Below are 18,330 nucleotides of genomic sequence, written 5' to 3'. Positions count from 1 at the left end.
TTGAATTAAAGAGGACTGACTTGAAAAAATCTGAGGGTATATTCAGGCTCTTTTAATTTATCCTCTAAACGCATGCTTGATTCATCAATACAAGTATAACTATCTTTAAAAAAATTACCTGAAAACTTAACTTTTTGCCTTTTCTTTAAATTTGAAACTGTATCAAATAACGGTGTAGCAGGTTTAATTAATGTCTTATGAAGCGAATCTGAAATGGTTTTATTCTAAGTAGTAATATAAAAATTTTTTGCTATTTTAATTTTCAAAATGCCACGAGTATTTGATTTAGAGGTAATAGATTATTGTTCCTATCGATGCTTTGATTGTTAAAAGGGTGACATTGATATACAGTTGTTCTGTTTTTTTCAATTAAAGCACTATTTTTTTGCCTATTATTATCCGTTTTGGGGTTTGATTAATAACCCCTAAACAAGCATTGATAAGCGCGGTTTGATTAACGGAATAGGGAAGTATCGATTCAGGATCTTTTCTATAATTAGCTATTTTATTGGTTGTTGATGCTCGATGTTGATGCTTTTTATATGGCGGGTGATAATTGGATTTTCACTAACTTTTATGACATTCTTCGTTGTTTATTAATGCTCAGCATCTTAGTAATTAATCTTGAATTTATTAATCATTTTGTAAAAGACTTGTTTGAGTGTGTTTTGATAAATCTCAAAGCAAAAGTGTTATTTAATCTTGCTAAATCCATCACAAAGCATCATACTAAATCATATTGATAAAATCTTTATTATTAGCATGAAAGGAAAAATATATGATTAAATTAATTATCAGTGATTTAGACGGGACTTTTTTAAACGAACAAGGTGATTATGATCGCCAACTGTTTGCTAAAGTGTATAAGCAAATGGCAAATGAGAATGTCCATTTTGTTGCGTGTACAGGTAAACAGTGTGAGCGGGTCGAGGAACTCTTTGGCGATTATAGTCAACATATTTGGATCGTTGGCGACAGTGCTACAGCGATTAAATTTAATGGAGAATTTGTCTATCGTTCCTTTTTAGCCAATGATTTAGGACAACGTATTATCAAAACATTGGAACAAGCCAGCACCGATCATGTCATCATTGCCTGTACAGCAAAAGGGGCAGTGATTCGATCGGATTTACCAGCAAGATTAAAACAAAAAGTTCGTGGTTCTTATGCTTCCATTATCGAAGTTGATGAACTGAGTTCAATTTCTGATGATTTTATTAAAATCACGGTCTATGATGAAACAGGTCAATGCCCTCAAACGCGTATGCATTTAACCCCTTATGAGGATAATGTCTATATTGTTGTATCAGAAGCAAATTGGATTGATATTACCGATTATGATGTACATAAAGGTACAACTATCAAGAAATTACAACAAATGCTTAATGTAACTACACACGAAACTATGGCATTCGGTGATGGTTATAACGATATTGAATTGTTAGAACAAGCGGAATATAGTTTTGCCATGCGTAATGCATTTGAAGAAACGAAAGCAAAGGCAAATTTTATAACGGGCTATAATACTGACAGTGCTGTTCTAAAAACAATTCAATTGCTATTAAATCTACAAGCAAAATAGCTAAAAAAGAGATTTGGTCGACCTTAGAGCGAATCTATTAGGCGACCTCTATTTGTAAATCAACCTGCTCAAAACCTTCAATTTTAGTTTCTCGACTGACGACAATGATATCGAGATCTTCACACTTTGCCACTTTATAACGAGCTATTTGTAACATTTTATCGGCTATTACAGCGGCGACAACTTCATTACTTTGGGCAATTACCTCTTTTTTAAAACAAGCATCTTCATAATAAACAGCACTTAATCCAGCTTGTGGATCAAGTCCACACACGCCGATAAATGTTTGATCAAAGACCATGTTACGGATCTGATTTACCGTATCTGCACCCAGAGTGCTGCCGGTTTGTGGATTTACTTTTCCACCAAGTAAAATAAGCTCTCCCTGAGTTCGACTACTAAGTAATGAAGCGATTTGGGGGGAATTTGTCACAATAGTTAACTCAATATTTGTAGGAATATAACTTGCCATTGTCAAATAGGTTGAACCTGCGTCAATAAAAATACAAGAATTGGCTTTGATGAGTTGAGCGCATCGTTTAGCAACCGATGACTTTTCACTAACGCTTTGTGTCATTCTGGTTTCAAAGCTTGCAGATTGTTTTAATTGGCTGACCGCACCACCATAAACACGTTTGCAGATACCATTACGTGCAAGTTTTTGTAAATCGCGGCGAATTGTATGTTCTGATACACCAAGTAATTTAATTAAATCGGCATTGACTACTCGACCTTTGTCTTGTAACAGCTGCTGAATATAAGATTGTCGTTGCTCAGGAAAAGCATCATAATCAATCATCTATCACTCCATCAATTAATTTACCTTTATCCCACGCCATATTCTTGTACAGTATATTATCTTCACCAATTACATTTGGATTTTCACGATTAATATTATTGCGGTTTAGTAAACAGGCATTATATTCGGCATCTAAACAATTTCGTTGGGTTTTGTTGTCAATATTAATGATTTGACAACGATTTTTTACAAAAATATATTGATAGTTTTTGTATTGATAAACACTTTCTATTTTAGTCTGGACCCTTTGTTGTTTATCATCCAGGTCATAACAATCTTTGCTACCTATGGCGGATTTGTCTTTGGGATTAAACTCTATATTACTCCCCCATAAATGGGTTGGTGTAAATGCTCCCTTATCATTAATATAATAATCCAAGTTATCACCTTGCCTTGAACGGTATTTTTTAATAGCTAAATCAAGTATTCCATCAAAATTGATATCTTGTAAGTCGATGCTCATAAAACCATTATCACTATAGTTTAAATTTTTGATTTTTTGTAATAACTGATGGTTATTTTTCGCATAAACATTAATGCCAACTAACTTAATTTTATCCATTTTTTGTTTAGAAAAGACGGCAGTAAAATAGTGATGATCAGTTGACGCTAATTGTAATAATTCAACATTAGTAAATTGCGTATTACTGTCTTTATCTATCACTAATTGTTGAGAAAGTTTTACCGGATAGTGTTGATTATTACTGCCATTAAACCAATAACCCTCTAATGTTTGATCTAACAATGTTGTTTCTTGATTTTGTGTTAGATGAATATCATTAAAGATAAAATAATGACTTTGTTTTTTGGCTTTTATTTGTTGATTGTCAGGATCGATATAGAGATCGTGTGCATCATAAAGTTCTAAATTGGTTTGATGAGTTAACTGTGAGCAGGAATTATTTAATTCACATCCATAGTTTAATTTATGTTGTATCTGTTTAGGATCATCATCATAAACCCAAAAAGCTTGACTTATCGGCTTTAGATATAAAGTCATTTGTTTATCTGCTATATTACCTTTATAAACATAGATAGTGCTAAATGCCGGTGAAGATACCATCAATAATAAAAGTAATATTATTTTTTTCATGCTTTTTATCTCTTAAATAATGTTGATTATGTAACATTCCTTATAATAGGGTTATTAAGGAAGACGTTTTCATCAACATATTACAATCTAATTTAATAATTGTAATGTAAATCTGCTTTTATGCAAAAGGGTATAAACTAAATGAATTTATCTATATTTCAACTTAAAATCATTTTTTTAAATTTTTTTATTATGTTATCTCTGAATCTATCAAAGATAGTATTAAAATTAAACGTCTAGTGTAAAGACAAATGTCACTTTATTTGAGTGATAACTTAACAATTCTTTACTGAAAAGCTCATTACAAACTCAATTAACTATTCTAATATATTACGCTAAAAGTACTTTAGTATAAATTGGTACTAAAGGTTTAGAGCAAAATTAATTGATGATTAAATTAAACTCAATCATATGAATTTTAAAGAAAAAATTTAGATATTCACTACAAGGATTGGTAAAAATATGTTAAAATGTGGTCTTAATCGGGCATCGGGCATCGGGCATCGGGCATCGGGCATCGGGCATCGGGCATCGGGCATCGGGCATCGGGCATCGGGCATTATTAGATAGTCTAGTTACAACAAGTCATCGCGTCAGTGGATTATCCTCGCACTTATCGTCTTTTATCTCTTTTTTCACATTTTTAAAATTTTTATATTTCCTTAAACACTTTTCGAGCATTATTTCGTTAAATAATTCATATGTAAAAGTTTATTTTAAATTAATTCAATCGACATTAGCGCAATGTTCTTTATTGATATTTTTTGTTTTATTGCCGACTCATACCGCTCAAGCATTAAGTACAACGACAGCGAAAGCGATAGAAGGTAGTGCGCCGGAAGTGATAAATATCGATTTGGCAGCGAATAAGCAAGGATTTACGGTTAATGGTGTTTTTTACAGTGAAGCAAGCAACAATATCAAGGGTGATGTAATTAAGGAATTTAGTGGTGAGTTAAGCCCTGCTGATTTTATCGTTAAGAATTTTTACTATAATTCATTGGATAACACATTAAATTATGCGGATAAAGATGGTGATGGGATAGATACATCAAAGCCGTTTTTACTCTCATTTACCAGTAAACAGTGGTATGACGGTAATGGAAAATTAATTACAGATATTAGTAAAACAATGGGGTGCGGAAGTGGTTATCCGATGCCATTAACGCTTGAAATAACAACACAAGTAAAGACCTATTCTAAATATGGCATGCCGAGGGAAAGTGATTATGTGCCAATAGTAAAACGTTATCAAATTTCTTCTAAACCTCTACTTTGTTATGCTAAACCTAATGCAACAATTGTTAACAAATCTAATCAATGGATTAGTTATAATGCCGATGGCAGTGGTGAAGCTTGGAATGATGTTAATCGTACCAGTCGTCATCCGATTCACGGTGGTGGTTTTACGGCAGATTATGTTCCAGATATGGGATTTAAGGTCAATCCTACTGTATCGAAAGCGACGTTTCCAACAACTGGTTTTCCTGGCGCTAAGTTTCAGTTAGTTATGTCAGGTGCACAAACTGATTATAGTTATAGTATCATAGCTAACCCTGGTGGGCAGGTTTCGGTTGATCCGCAAGGATTTGTTAAAATCAAAGATAAACCGACTGGTAATGTAACAGTAAGTATTGTCACCAAAAGAGATAACTCCAAAGTTTTTACTTATACCTTTAATCCAACAAGTATTTGGATAATTCCACAAGGTAGTAATTATATGGATTTTGAGAGTGCAAAAAATCGATGTGGTGGCATCCAAAATATACCGGCTATTTCAGTGTTTACTAATTCACCACAAAATAATATAGCGCCTAATGTTGATTGGGATACCAGTATGAACACCTTTACACGGGCGATAGGACAAGGCGTGTTCCCAGAATGGGGATTTACAAATTTTGCTGCTTATCCGGATTCGCAATGGGGTAACTTTGTACAAGCTTTGGATGGAAAAGCATTCTATTGGACATCTAGTGTTCATCTTACTGGTAGTTATATGTTTGTTGCTGATGCAAGAGCAGGTAATGTAAATACTTATTCTGTTACTTATCAACATTTAGTTGCCTGTAAAGGCTAAATAATTTTTACAATGGTATATTTGATCGTATTATGATGGTTAGTGCCATCTACTAATGGGCTATGCAACTTACAAGGGTAAGAAAAAACGCATTGTGATGATTATATTATTAGAGAGAAAACAAAATTTTGTCTTGTCGCTAAGCGACAAGCAAAATTTTTTAAAATGAATGCATAAAAAATAAACAGATAACGGTGCTTTATTGATAACTTAGCAACAGTTAAAAGATACTTCAGTTGAGCGTAAATAATAATTATAGATAACTGTGCTAAACAGATAAATTTTTTAACTTAATTCACTTAAATTTATATTGGAATTAATCGCTAACTTTTTATCATTTTCATAAAAACGACTTGAGTTAAGTGAATTACAGCCATCTATTTACCAATAAATCTTACATATTTAACCAGTTAAACGACTAGGTAAATTTAAACTGTAGGTTATATAGTCATGTTGTTCATTAAGTTATGTATGATAAAAGTAGCGTATTGATAAATAATAAAATATTTATGCTGATTTTTTAATCTGTAAGTGGGATTTTTAGTTCAGCGTTTACCAAAATAAATCAAGGCAATGTCTAACAGCAAAGCGCTTAAAAAACACCATAATCTTTAAGCAATCACCACGATAAATGAATGATAATTTGCTAGATAACGGTTATTTTTTCAACCATTAAAAATGGATCAGTGTAGTCATCTGATTTACTTTTAGTCGATTATTATTTTAACTTTTAAAGTGCTGTACCTTTACGGGGAGTAAAAAATTGTGTCATATCTAAGCCTTCTATTTCAAGTAGTTTAATTTTTTTATCTATGCCACCAGCATAACCGGTTAAATTACCATTGGCACCAACAACTCGATGACAGGGGATAATAATGGATATAGGGTTATGGCCAACCGCACCGCCAACGGCTTGGCTTGACATGCTAGCCTTATTTGTTTGTAGTGCAATTTGTTTGGCTATATTGCCATAGGTGATTACTTGCCCGTAAGGGATCTGACACAAAATTTGCCAGACTAAGTGTTGAAAAGGGGTACCTTGTGGCGCGAGTTCAAGTTGCTTAATGTTAGGTTTTTTCCCTGCAAAATAATCATCAAGCCATTTTTTTGTCTGATTAAAGATGGGTAGGTTTGCATGATATTGTTTTTCTGCTTTGAGAATGGTACCGAAATATTTTTGTCCTTCAATCCAAACGCCAACTAATTTATTTTGTTGACTTGCTAGACTGATTGAGCCCATAGGTGATTGGTATTGAGATAGATAAAACATGCTGACCTTTTTAATGTTATCACTTGAAATAATTGATTAATTGTGCAGGTTTATTGTAACAAATTCTATCATTTTTTTAATTGCAAAAAGTATCCTGAGTTAAAGATGCCCCAATGTTGAGGGGGCATCTTTTAACTGTTAGATATTATTGTTTGCCTTTTTCGACATAACTCATATCACCTAAACTTTCAACAATAAATTTGCCATCATCGGTATAACGAATTTTAGTTACACTTGCATTACCTAAACCTGCGGTTATCGGTTTATCTAACAGCTCTTCAACCATTGCCATAATTGCCAAACCATGCGATACGACTAAAACGTTACCGCCACCTTGTGCTTTGGCTGATTCTGCAATCATTTTTAATGATTCTTGCATGCGAGTTTTTACTTTATTATAGTCTTCTGCTTCACCTGATTTTTCAACTGCAGCAATCGCATCGATCATTTTTTTAAGTGTTACTTTACCTTTTGCTAAATCGTCCATAAGATCTTTATCAGATGCGTAACCTAAATGTTTTGCTGCCGGATTCCACATATTAGGATCAAGATCACCTTCATATTCGCCAAAGCAATTTTCCCGTAATCCTTCCATTTCGTTTATTTGCACTGGCACACCTTTTGTTTCGAGAATGATACGTGCGGTTTGCCTTGCTCGTCCTAAATCACTAGAATAGACCGAAATAAAATCAACATCTTTTAACCCTCGACCAAGTTGCTGAGCAACGTCAATACCAGGTTTGGTTAATGGGGTATCAGACCACCCCTGAACACGATGTACATTATTGAACATGGTTTTACCATGTCGAGTAACATAAAGATAGACATCTTGAGCGAAAGCATTTGTTATCGTAAAAAGAAATACCAATAACAAACTTGAAGATTTTATTAATGTTTTCATAAAAAGTACCTCATCTTGTTCTGATTCATAATAAGTTAAAACGGTATTCTGCAATAAATTCAGCACCTAAGAACGGTGCAGTTTGCGATTTACCATTTCGTAAAATGGGTGTGCGATTTTTATGTTTATAAGACCATCCAGGTCCAACCATTCCCCAAAGGGTTAGCCCTTTTAAACTATTATTGGTCGGGATCCAGCTGGTGAACAAGTTAAATTCGCTTGAGCGTACGGTTGTGTGCCTGAATTTAAACTCCCCATAATTGGCAGTTAAACCAAGCGTTAAATCGGGATATAGCTTATAATCAATGATAGTTGATAATGCTCGTTCGCCATGTCGTAAATAATCTTCGCCTGCTTGCGTCATAGACATAAATGTACCGCGTGAATGGCTAGACATATGGCGATGATAATAGCCTAACTGCCCTTGACCTTTTTTAGCATCAGTATAGGCAATGCCAATTTTAGCTCCCCACTTATCATCTTGCCATTTGACATCAGCGGCATAGTGATTGGCATGTTTATCAAAATAACGTTTGCTCAGTGCCATTTTTTTATAATTATTTAGCGATTTGGTAAAATATAGTTGGGTGCCAATTGTTAACTTATCGATTGGTTTAATGCTACCTAAAAAGATTTGACGGCGTAAATAGTCTTTACTTTCACCAATGGCATATTCAGCGCTGTAAAATTTATTTTTTAGTGAAATATCGCCTGTGGCAATATAATCAATAGTATGTTTGCCATCACGACTTTTAAACTGTTTTTTATCGGGAGAGTCACGAGAAATTGAATGCGTTATATAAGCCCCTTTTAATGTCACTTCATCGTAATTTAATGTTGCGCTATAGCCTTGATAAGTTGTTGGCGATAGGCGAGTAGTATTAGAAATAACCCCAAAGTTTTTCATTGTATGCCAGCCAATATTACCATTAAGATTAACATCAGCTACTTTCGTTTTTAATTTGACATAACGTTGGCCTATTTTAGTGTAGCCACCGGCATTGCTACTTTTGGCTTTATTGCCTTTATTGTAAAGTACCCCTCGACTTGCAAAGTGATCACTGGCAGCTAAACGAAATGCTCGATAAAAATCAGCATTTAAACTAATAAAATCAGCCAAATAACCGGATTGATAACTTACTGCAACGCCATGCCCCCATGCATTGTGAACTGTTTTTGGATTTTCGGCTTCTTCTTTTAAATACTTCCAATAGTTTTTGGTTGATAGCACGATTTTGGTATCTTTAAAAAAAGCATTATCAGCTATTGATTTAGGCTCATATTTTGATGTCGATTCATTAGCTACTACAAGACTACTCGTCAAGCTAAAAAGTATAACAGTGAGGGATTTTAATTTCATTCCTAAATTCCTAAAGTGTTTATATTCAAAGTTCAAAATAATTAATATTTATAAATTTTTATTTTTTACTAAACATTTAGGTTTTGCCTGCCTTGGCAGTAACAATCCAGTCTGCTCAATTTTTTGTCTGTCTAATTTTTTAAGGTAGATTTTCCGTTTTCAACATAATGCATGTTGCCTATTTCAACCACGTTGTATTGGCCGTTTTTGTAAACAATTTTAACGACTGTTGCATTCGATAATGGTTTATTTTTATTGCTGTTGTCAGTAAGATCAGAGATCATTACTTGCATCGACATTCCAGATGAAATCGCTAATACATTTTTTTGGTGATATTTAATTGCATTATTAACGATAGTCTTTAGCGCTGCTTGTGTACGCTGTTTAACTTGTTGATAATCTTCGGCTTGATGTTTAGGATCAGCTTTGGCAATAGCATTCGTCAATGCGGCGACAGAAATCTCACCTTCTTTATAGCTTTTATAAAAACTTTCGACTGATTTATAACCCAAAGAATCCATACTGGCGTTAACCATTTTGGCATTCGGCCCACCTTCAAAACCACCATAAAATACTTCACGTAAACCTTTTAGTTCTTGTATTTTATAATCTTTTATCCCTTTTTGTGCTAGCAATACCTGCATCGTTTCGCGCTGGCGACCTGCATCACTGGTATAGTAAGCATCAAATTTAATATCTTTAAGGCCTTCACCTAAATAGCGAGCAACTTCAATACCTTGTTCAGTTAAAGGCGAGTCAGCCCATCCTTGAACCAAATCATAACTATTGAAAAGTGTTTTTCCATGACGAGCAAAATAGATGGTGATAGCGTCTTGTGATGTATTAGATGATAATTGAGCACAACTCGTGATTAATAGGCTCGATGCGATCAAATTTACGGTAACGAGTGCTTTTATGATTATTTTTTTCATATTCTAGTTCTAACTTTTTAGTAAAGTAGCTAACCGTTCTGCCTTGACACAATAATTAACTACTTTTTTACTCGCAATTAGTCAATGATAGACTAGTCACTTTATCGTTTATTTTAATGTTTCACCATTTGAGGCGATGACAGATTGATACCAATAAAAACTTTTCTTTTTGTAACGCGTTAAGCTACCGGAACCATCTTGATTAAGATCGACATAAATAAAACCATAACGTTTGGTTACTTCTGCTTTTGAGGCACTGATAAGATCAATGGGTCCCCAACTCGTGTATCCCATGACTTGCACACCATCATTGATTGCTTCTCGAATTTGCACAAGGTGATCATTCATATAATTAATTCGATAGTCGTCGTTGACAGTGCCGTTATCCTCAAGTTTATCTTTAGCACCTAAACCATTTTCGACAATAAATAGCGGTTTTTGATAACGTTCATAAAGCATATTAAGTAAATAACGAATACCAATAGGATCGATTTGCCATCCCCATTCAGAAGCTTTTAGATAAGGATTTGGCACCATATCTAAAATGTTACCTTTCGTTTTTTGTGATTCATCCGCTGTTGCGCAGCAACTCATATAATAACTAAATGAAACAAAATCGATCGTTTCTTTAAGATCTTCATGATCTTGCTCTGTTATTGTTAGTTTAATATTGTTCTCTTTAAAAAATCGGTGCATATAGGTTGGATAGTATCCACGCACTTGTACATCACCAAAAAATAACCAACCATGATTTTCTTGATGAGTAGCCCATACATCTTCTGGTTTTGGTGTAAGTGGGTAGGCAACAGCACCCAATAGCATATTACCGATTTTTGCATCAGGAATCATGTTGTGGCATAGTTTTACTGCTCGGCTACTTGCGACAAGTTGATGGTGAATCGCTTGGTAAATTTGTGCTTTACTGCTATTGCGAGCAAGCCCAACACCAGTAAACGGTTCGTGTAATGACATGTTGATTTCATTAAAGGTTAACCATAGTTTTACTTTATTTTTATAGCGTTCAAAAACCGTTTTAGCATAATGGGTAAAAAAGTCGATCACTTTACGGTTTGCCCAGCCGCCATATTGCGTAACTAAGTGGTAAGGCATTTCGTAATGAGATAAAGTAACTAATGGTTTGATATTGTGTTTTATCATTTCATCAAATAGCTTATCGTAAAAAGCAAGCCCAGCCTCATTAGGTTGAGTTTCATCGCCATTTGGAAAGATCCTAGTCCATGCAATAGATGTGCGTAAACAGGTAAAACCCATTTGTGCAAATAGTGCAACATCTTCCGGATAGCGGTGATAAAAATCGATTGCTCGATCTTTAATACTAGTAATGTTATGTTCATTACGATCAACAATATCACCAAATAGTCCATTAGGTGTACAGTCCGAAGTCGATAGCCCTTTGCCATCTTCACGAAATGCCCCTTCTACTTGATTGGCGGCAATCGCACCGCCCCATAAAAAATCATCAGGAAATTTTGTTGACATGTTTTACTCCTTATTTGTCGATAATGCCAATAATGCATCACCAATTTGAATATTATCTTGTTTAAAAATACATTGAATATCTTGATAATTATCTGTATTTGTAACGATAATTGGTGTAGTGACTTCAAATCCAGCTTGTTTAATAGCATCTATATCAAAGCTAACAAGTAGATCACCTTTCTTGACTTTACTGCCAGCTTGTACGTGAGCTTCAAAGTATTGACCCTCTAATTTAACAGTATCAATACCAATATGAATTAAAATTTCAGCACCTGAATCAGTTTGTAATCCAATCGCGTGTTTAGTTCTAAATAGTGAGACCACTTCACCATCATCGGGTGCAACAGCTTGACCAATTGTTGGTATTATCGCTACACCTTTTCCCATTAGTTCATTGGCAAAAGTAGGGTCATTAACTTTATTTAAAGCAATTAACTCACCTGTCATTGGGCTAAATAAGGTAACGCTGCTGTCATTAACTTTATCATGTTGTTTTTCAGTTTGTTGTTCGTTTTGTCCGATTACATCGCGTTTATCTTTCGCAATTCCAAAAAGATAAGTAGCAATCAAGGCAAGCATAAATGAGATTAAACAACCCACAACGACCGCATAAAATCTTTCATCGATACCTTCAGCTGGAATTAATTGTAAAAATGAAAAGATACTAATAAAACTAAATGAGTAAATTACCGTATGGAAGTAACCCACAATACCGCCACCAACTGTAGCGGCTAGACAGCCAATCACAAAGGGTCTTTTTAACGGTAAATTAACACCATAAATAGCGGGTTCTGTTACCCCAAAAATGCCCGATAAAACGGATGAACTGGCCAATGCTTTAAATTGTGGATCTTTTGCTCTTAGCATCACCGCCAAAACAGCCCCCACTTGTGCAAAAACCGCTGGGAATAAAATTGGTAGCATAAAATCTTCGCCACTGATAGATAAGTTATTCATGGCAAACGGGACTAACCCCCAATGAATACCAAAAATAACCATCACTTGCCAAACTGCAGCTAAAATCATTGAGGCAATAATTGAGTTGAGTTGATATACATAAATAATACCAGCAGCTACAATATCGCTTAAAAATGAGACCACAGGACCAATAACTGCAAAAGTTAATGGCACAGTAATTAGTAACCCAAGCAGGGGCGAAATAAACTTTTTAAACGAGTCATGTAATATTTTATTAAAGCTTCTTTCTAATAAGCAATAAAACCAACTCGCTAAGATGATTGGAAAGACAGAAGATGCATAGGGAATAAGGTTTATCGGAATAGAGAAGAATTCCGTTTTAAGGGCTAAAGCACTCCCCATCATATTGACTATATTGGGGTGGACTAAAGCGCCGCCAATTGCCATACCAACGTAAGGATTACCACCAAATTTTTTCACGGCAGAAAAACCTAAAATTAGTGGTAAGTAGTAAAAAGGCGCATCGGCAATCGCAAATAAAAAATTATAGGTTGGTGTCGCAGGCTGAACAAGATTCAATACTTGCAATAATGATATGAGGCCTTTTAAAATACCGCCCGCAACGATGATAGCTAATGCAGGAATAAATATACCAGAAACTAAATCAATTAATTTAGATAAAATGCCCGATTTTTTACCTGATGAACTGTTTGGTTGAGAAATTTCATTTAATTTGGTTAATTCCATAATATCGTTAAACACATCAGCAACATTGTTACCAATAACGACCTGAAATTGCCCACCGCTTTGTACAACAGTAATTACACCTTTTTGTTTTTTTAAAATATCGGCATCAGCTTTATTGTCATCTTTCAATACAAAGCGTAATCGAGTTGCACAATGAACTAAACTGGTAATGTTCTCTTTTCCACCAACGTGTTGAATAATTGATTCGGCAAGCCCTCTGTTTTTCATACCTTATCCTTATTAAAAGCAAAAAAAAACCTAACCACCTTTGTTCAAGGTGATTAGGTTTTGCTTGCATAATTTATTGTTCTATTATGCAATAACAATCCAAAAATTATGAAGTTAGGCTAACATAAATTGTGAAAAGTAAATATCACTTTTTGAAAGTCATTACAAAAATGTGATCTATTTCACATTATTGCGTTTTAAGCTCATTACGTAAACGTTCAATGTGGATGGTTAAATATAAACTTTCGTCATCGGTAAGAGGGTGCTGATATTGTTGAATTAGATGTAAGTCTATTTGTTTGGTACAAAGGTAAGCGTGCTCATATTTTTGCCGAATTATCTGATACAGTGAAGCATCTTGTTGTACTTGTTTGCTTTGGTTTAAAATTCGATGAGCAAAAAATTTCAAATGTGTTACAAACCGCTGATAAGATAAACAATCTTCATCATATTCGAAGTTGAAATGATATTTTACAATATTAAGGATTTCCCGCATAATCTTTGTCATTTTGACGATATTTGGCATGGTATCATTTAGCTGTGCATTAATAATATGAAAAGTGATAAAGCCGGCTTCGTCTTCGGGTAATTCAATATTCAAACGATCTTTTATTACCGATAAAGCGTATAACCCCATTTGGAACTCTTTGGGGTAGAGTTTTTTTATTTCCCACAAGAAACTATTTGGAATGTCAAATCCTTGCTTATGACGCTCTATGGCAAAATGAATATGATCAGTGAGTGAAATATAAATACTATCTTGTAGTTTTCCTTCTATAAATTGCTTGGCATGTTGAATAATAATTTCTGAAGTGGTGAGTACTTCAATTGGAATTTCAGAAAGTAACTCAGCAAATTTGGGCAAAGTTTCTTTATTGGTTAATGAAAACTGCTTTTCAATTAGGGTTGGATCAATTAAATCACCTTCACGTTTTTTAAAGCCAACGCCTCTACCCGTTACAATTAATTCATTGCCTTTAGCATCAAGCGTAATAACTACATTATTATTAAGTATTTTATGAACTTTCATAGCTTAGGATTTAATTTATCGGTTAAAATATTATGAATAGCTAATCGAAAATGGAAAGTTAAAATATCAAAAAGTGTGATATTTATCATAATTCCAACAAAATTTTATTGCTTTTTGAGGAAAAAATAACAAAAAACCCGATACATTGGTCAATATCGGGTTTGCACTTTAACATTAGATTAAAAAAATTATTGAGCCAGTAACTTATTCATTGTCTGAATAAATTTACTCGGATCACTAAGCGAACCTTTTTCGGCAAGCAGCGACTGATCTAATAATAATTCAATCCAATCCTTGAATGCAGCTTCATCTTGGGTATCGGCAATGCGTTTAACCAAGCTGTGATCAGGATTAATCTCGAAAGTATATTTTATATCTGGCGCTTTTTGTCCTGCTGCGGCAAAGAGTTTAGCCATTTGTGTTGTCATTTCATCAGCAGCCGTAGTCACAATTGCTGGCGTATCCGTTAAGCGATGGGTTAATTTGACTTCTTTAACTTTATCACCTAATACTTTTTTGACTCTCTCAATAAATGGTTCAAGTTCTTTTTCAACTTGTTTTTGTGCTTCACTATCTTGATCGGCTAATTTTTCGATTGATTCGTCTGATTTGCTGATTGATTGGAATTGTTTACCATCAAATTCAGTTAAATTGCTCATCATCCATTCATCAATACGATCAGAAAGTAATAAAACTTCAATACCTTTTTTACGGAATAACTCAAGATGAGGACTATTTTTTGCTGCGCCATAACTATCAGCAGTAATATAGTAAATTTTTTCCTGACCATCTTGCATGCGGCTAATGTAGTCTTCTAATGAGACAGTTTGTGCATCACTATCACTATGGGTTGTAGCAAAACGCAATAATTTAGCTATCGCTTCACGGTTAGCAAAGTCTTCACCTGTACCTTCTTTTAATACTAAACCAAACTCACTCCAGAATTGTTGATACTGTTGTTTGTCGTCTTTGTCTAATTTTTCAAGCATCTGTAATACACGTTTAGTACACGCATTACGTAAACTTTGGGTAATTTTATTGTCTTGCAGAATTTCACGCGATACATTTAGTGGTAGATCATTTGAATCAATTAATCCCTTCACAAAACGTAAATAGTTAGGCATAAATTGTTCCGCATCATCCATAATAAATACGCGTTGAACATAGAGTTTTAAGCCGTGTTTGTTATCACGATTCCACATATCCCAAGGTGCTTTAGATGGGATATAAAGTAAACTAGTATACTCTTGTTTACCTTCAACGCGATTATGACTCCAGCTTAAAGGATCGGCAAAATCGTGAGAAATATGTTTATAAAACTCTTTATATTCTTCATCAGTTATTTCAGATTTGCTTCTTGTCCAAAGCGCTTGAGCTTTATTAACTTTTTCCCATTTAACTTCTTTACTTTCTTCGTCTGTGGTTTGTACTTCAACCGGAAGAGAAATATGATCAGAATATTTGCTGATAATTGATCGTAAACGCCAGTCATCTAAAAACTCTTTTTCATCGTCTTTTAAATGTAATGTGATTTCAGTTCCTCGGGTTTCTTTATGATCATCAGAAATAGTGTATTCACCTTCTCCGGCTGATTCCCACATGACGGCTTCATCTGCATTTGCAGTAGCGGCGCGCGTTCTAACGGTCACTTTATCAGCAACGATAAATGCGGAGTAAAAACCGACACCAAATTGGCCAATTAACTGACTATCTTTAGCTTGATCGCTACCAATTGATTCTAAAAATGCTTTGGTGCCTGACTTAGCAATAGTGCCAAGATTTTCAATGACTTCGTCACGAGTCATACCAATACCGTTATCCGAGATTGTTAGCGTACCAGCATCTTTATCGGTTGAAATACGTACGCCTAGTTCACCATCACCGGCGTATAGATTTGGGTTTTCTAATGCTTTAAAACGGAGTTTATCGGCAGCATCAGATGCATTAGAGATTAGTTCACGTAAAAATATCTCTTTATTAGAATATAAAGAGTGGATCATTAAATGAAGAATCTGTTTAACTTCGGATTGAAATCCTCGTGTTTCGGTTCCTTGCTTACTCATTGACTAGTACCTCTTACTCTATTAAGTAAATTCAATTAACGATTGCGACCATAATGATTGTTAACTCATTGATATACTTTAACGATTATTTTAAAAAAATATCAATACAAAAGGGTATTAACGTTAATCGAATAACATTGTTTTAACCATATGATTTATTATTGTATTGGTATATGGGAATAAAAAAATCGTTTTCAATAGACGTTTGCAAATTTAGTGGGTAGTTTGCTGGTTTTTTGTAAAGTTGCCAAAAAAGCCCTGACATTAATTCAGGGCTGATTAACAACTTTCTAATGATTATTCTGGTGTAAATCCAAAAATAAGAATCGCGATAATTGCTACTGGAATAACAAATCGTGTCAATAAAGTCCAAACAATAGTCCAGAATGAATTTAAGTTGAGCTCTTGACGGATGCGTTTTTGATTCATCATCCATGCACCAAAAATAACCGTACCTAGTCCTGTGACCGGCAACATAATTTTACTGGTTATGTAGTCAAGAATATCAAAAATATTTTTGCCAAATAGCGTTACATCGGCCCATTTGTTGAACGATAAAATACAGGCAATACCTAATGCCCAAATAATAATACTACTTACAGCGGTTGCTGTTTTACGGCCCATATGTGTTTTTTCTTCTAGCAATTCAACTGTTGGCTCAAGTAAAGAGATAGAAGAGGTTAATGCAGCAAAAGTTAAAAAGATAAAGAATAAAATACCTAAAATTAAACCACCACCCATATTACCAAATGCAATTGGTAACGTAACAAATATTAAGCCTGGACCAGAACCTGGTGTTAGATTGTTGGCAAAAACTAATGGGAAAATCGCTAAGCCAGATAAAACAGCCACAATAACATCTAATATCACGACTGTACGGGCGGTTGATAACAAGTTAACATCCTGTCCTAAGTAAGAGCCATATGCCATCATAATACCCATACCTAATGATAGACTGAAAAATGCATGTCCCAACGCAGCTAAAATAGCTGTGCCGTTTAATGCTGACCAGTTAGGTGAGAATAAGAATTCACAAGCTACACCAAAAGACGGTCCACTTGCATAAGCCGCGTAACCTACTAATACTAATAGTAAAATGCCTAAACCTGGCATCATCACTTTACAGCCACGCTCTAAACCTGCTCCGACACCTAAGGCAACAATAAATGCAGTTGCAAACATAAATACGGTATGCCAAGTGAGTAAACTAGTCACATTACCAAGGAAGTCAGTAAAAATTTGTCCGGTAATTTCGCCTGTTGCGTTTTCAAAGGTCCCTTCTGCTGCCAGCACAATATAATCTGTAGCCCATCCACCGATTACACTATAAAAAGATAAAATTAAAAATGAGCCAAGTACACCAATAATACCAACCCAACGCCATGATTTAGAACGTCCCTCAGAAGCGGCGACATCTTCCATTGTATGAATCGGATTTTTTTGCCCGCGGCGACCAATTAACCATTCTAAAACTAAAATTGGTAGTCCAATCATGAACATGAACAGTAAATAGGTGAGTACAAATGCTGAACCACCCATTTCACCTGCCATATATGGAAATTTCCAAATATTACCTAAACCCACTGCAGAACCCGCCGCTGCAAGCATAAATCCCATGCGAGAGCTCCACTGCGAGTGACTTTTCTTCATAGTACCTGTACTCATGAATATCTTTTCCTTTACTCTTAATTAAACGTTTAATTTTAGTGTAAACAAATGCTCAAAAAGCTTTTTTATTAAAAAAATTAAGTGTTAGATCATGCCATGAAACCAAGCTATAAACAAGAAAACATTACTTTATTTACTATATCTGTCTAAAATTTTAGCTTG

Annotated in this window: 13 protein-coding genes; 2 read left to right on the top strand and 11 right to left on the bottom strand. The window is 34.5% G+C overall.

Going from position 1 to position 18,330, the window contains the following annotated elements:
- The first annotated feature begins 778 nt into the window (after positions 1-778).
- On the top strand, positions 779-1,582 hold the full coding sequence (locus J3U57_RS02860; protein ID WP_267343860.1) for a Cof-type HAD-IIB family hydrolase: 804 nt from the start codon (positions 779-781) through the stop codon (positions 1,580-1,582).
- Positions 1,583-1,619: 37 nt separating this feature from the next.
- On the opposite strand, the gene J3U57_RS02855 is transcribed toward J3U57_RS02860, so the two are convergent.
- Complete coding sequence (locus tag J3U57_RS02855; RefSeq protein WP_267333065.1) at positions 1,620-2,381, bottom strand: DeoR/GlpR family DNA-binding transcription regulator; 762 nt, start codon at positions 2,379-2,381, stop codon at positions 1,620-1,622.
- Positions 2,374-3,474, bottom strand: coding sequence for a hypothetical protein (locus J3U57_RS02850; RefSeq protein ID WP_267343861.1), 1,101 nt, complete (start codon positions 3,472-3,474; stop codon positions 2,374-2,376). The genes J3U57_RS02855 and J3U57_RS02850 overlap by 8 nt, the downstream gene beginning before the upstream one ends.
- Positions 3,475-3,946: 472 nt before the next feature.
- On the opposite strand from J3U57_RS02850, the gene J3U57_RS02845 reads away from it, so the two are divergent.
- On the top strand, positions 3,947-5,551 hold the full coding sequence (locus tag J3U57_RS02845) for a hypothetical protein (RefSeq protein WP_267358427.1): 1,605 nt from the start codon (positions 3,947-3,949) through the stop codon (positions 5,549-5,551).
- Positions 5,552-6,281: 730 nt separating this feature from the next.
- On the opposite strand, the gene J3U57_RS02840 is transcribed toward J3U57_RS02845, so the two are convergent.
- From J3U57_RS02840 to J3U57_RS02800, 9 genes are all read right to left on the bottom strand, one after another.
- Positions 6,282-6,821: a methylated-DNA--[protein]-cysteine S-methyltransferase gene (locus J3U57_RS02840; RefSeq protein ID WP_267343863.1), complete on the bottom strand. Its 540-nt coding sequence runs from the start codon at positions 6,819-6,821 to the stop codon at positions 6,282-6,284.
- Positions 6,822-6,966: 145 nt separating this feature from the next.
- Positions 6,967-7,722, bottom strand: a complete 756-nt coding sequence (locus J3U57_RS02835) for a histidine phosphatase family protein (protein ID WP_267333061.1) — start codon at positions 7,720-7,722, stop codon at positions 6,967-6,969.
- Positions 7,723-7,747: 25 nt separating this feature from the next.
- A complete protein-coding gene (locus tag J3U57_RS02830; protein WP_267343864.1) occupies positions 7,748-9,082 on the bottom strand; it encodes an OprD family outer membrane porin in 1,335 nt (444 codons plus the stop codon).
- A gap of 131 nt (positions 9,083-9,213) precedes the next feature.
- Positions 9,214-10,014: a histidine phosphatase family protein gene (locus J3U57_RS02825; RefSeq protein ID WP_267343865.1), complete on the bottom strand. Its 801-nt coding sequence runs from the start codon at positions 10,012-10,014 to the stop codon at positions 9,214-9,216.
- 108 nt (positions 10,015-10,122) lie between these two features.
- Positions 10,123-11,514 (bottom strand): glycoside hydrolase family 1 protein, encoded by a 1,392-nt coding sequence (locus J3U57_RS02820; protein ID WP_267343866.1) that lies wholly within the window; start codon positions 11,512-11,514, stop codon positions 10,123-10,125.
- 3 nt (positions 11,515-11,517) lie between these two features.
- Positions 11,518-13,407, bottom strand: coding sequence for a beta-glucoside-specific PTS transporter subunit IIABC (locus J3U57_RS02815; RefSeq protein ID WP_267333057.1), 1,890 nt, complete (start codon positions 13,405-13,407; stop codon positions 11,518-11,520).
- A 187-nt stretch (positions 13,408-13,594) separates the two neighbouring features.
- Positions 13,595-14,437: a BglG family transcription antiterminator LicT gene (gene licT, locus J3U57_RS02810; protein ID WP_267333056.1), complete on the bottom strand. Its 843-nt coding sequence runs from the start codon at positions 14,435-14,437 to the stop codon at positions 13,595-13,597.
- 188 nt (positions 14,438-14,625) lie between these two features.
- Entirely contained in the window at positions 14,626-16,500 is a 1,875-nt protein-coding gene (htpG, locus tag J3U57_RS02805) for a molecular chaperone HtpG (protein WP_267333055.1), read from the bottom strand.
- A 297-nt stretch (positions 16,501-16,797) separates the two neighbouring features.
- Positions 16,798-18,165 carry a sodium-dependent transporter gene (locus J3U57_RS02800; RefSeq protein ID WP_267333054.1) on the bottom strand — a complete coding sequence of 456 codons (1,368 nt, stop codon included), beginning with the start codon at positions 18,163-18,165 and terminating at the stop codon, positions 16,798-16,800.
- Positions 18,166-18,330 lie beyond the last annotated feature (165 nt).

The organism is Gilliamella sp. B3464, assembly GCF_026536145.1.
Taxonomy (GTDB): domain Bacteria; phylum Pseudomonadota; class Gammaproteobacteria; order Enterobacterales; family Orbaceae; genus Gilliamella.
This window is presented reverse-complemented; position numbering and strand designations above follow the sequence as displayed.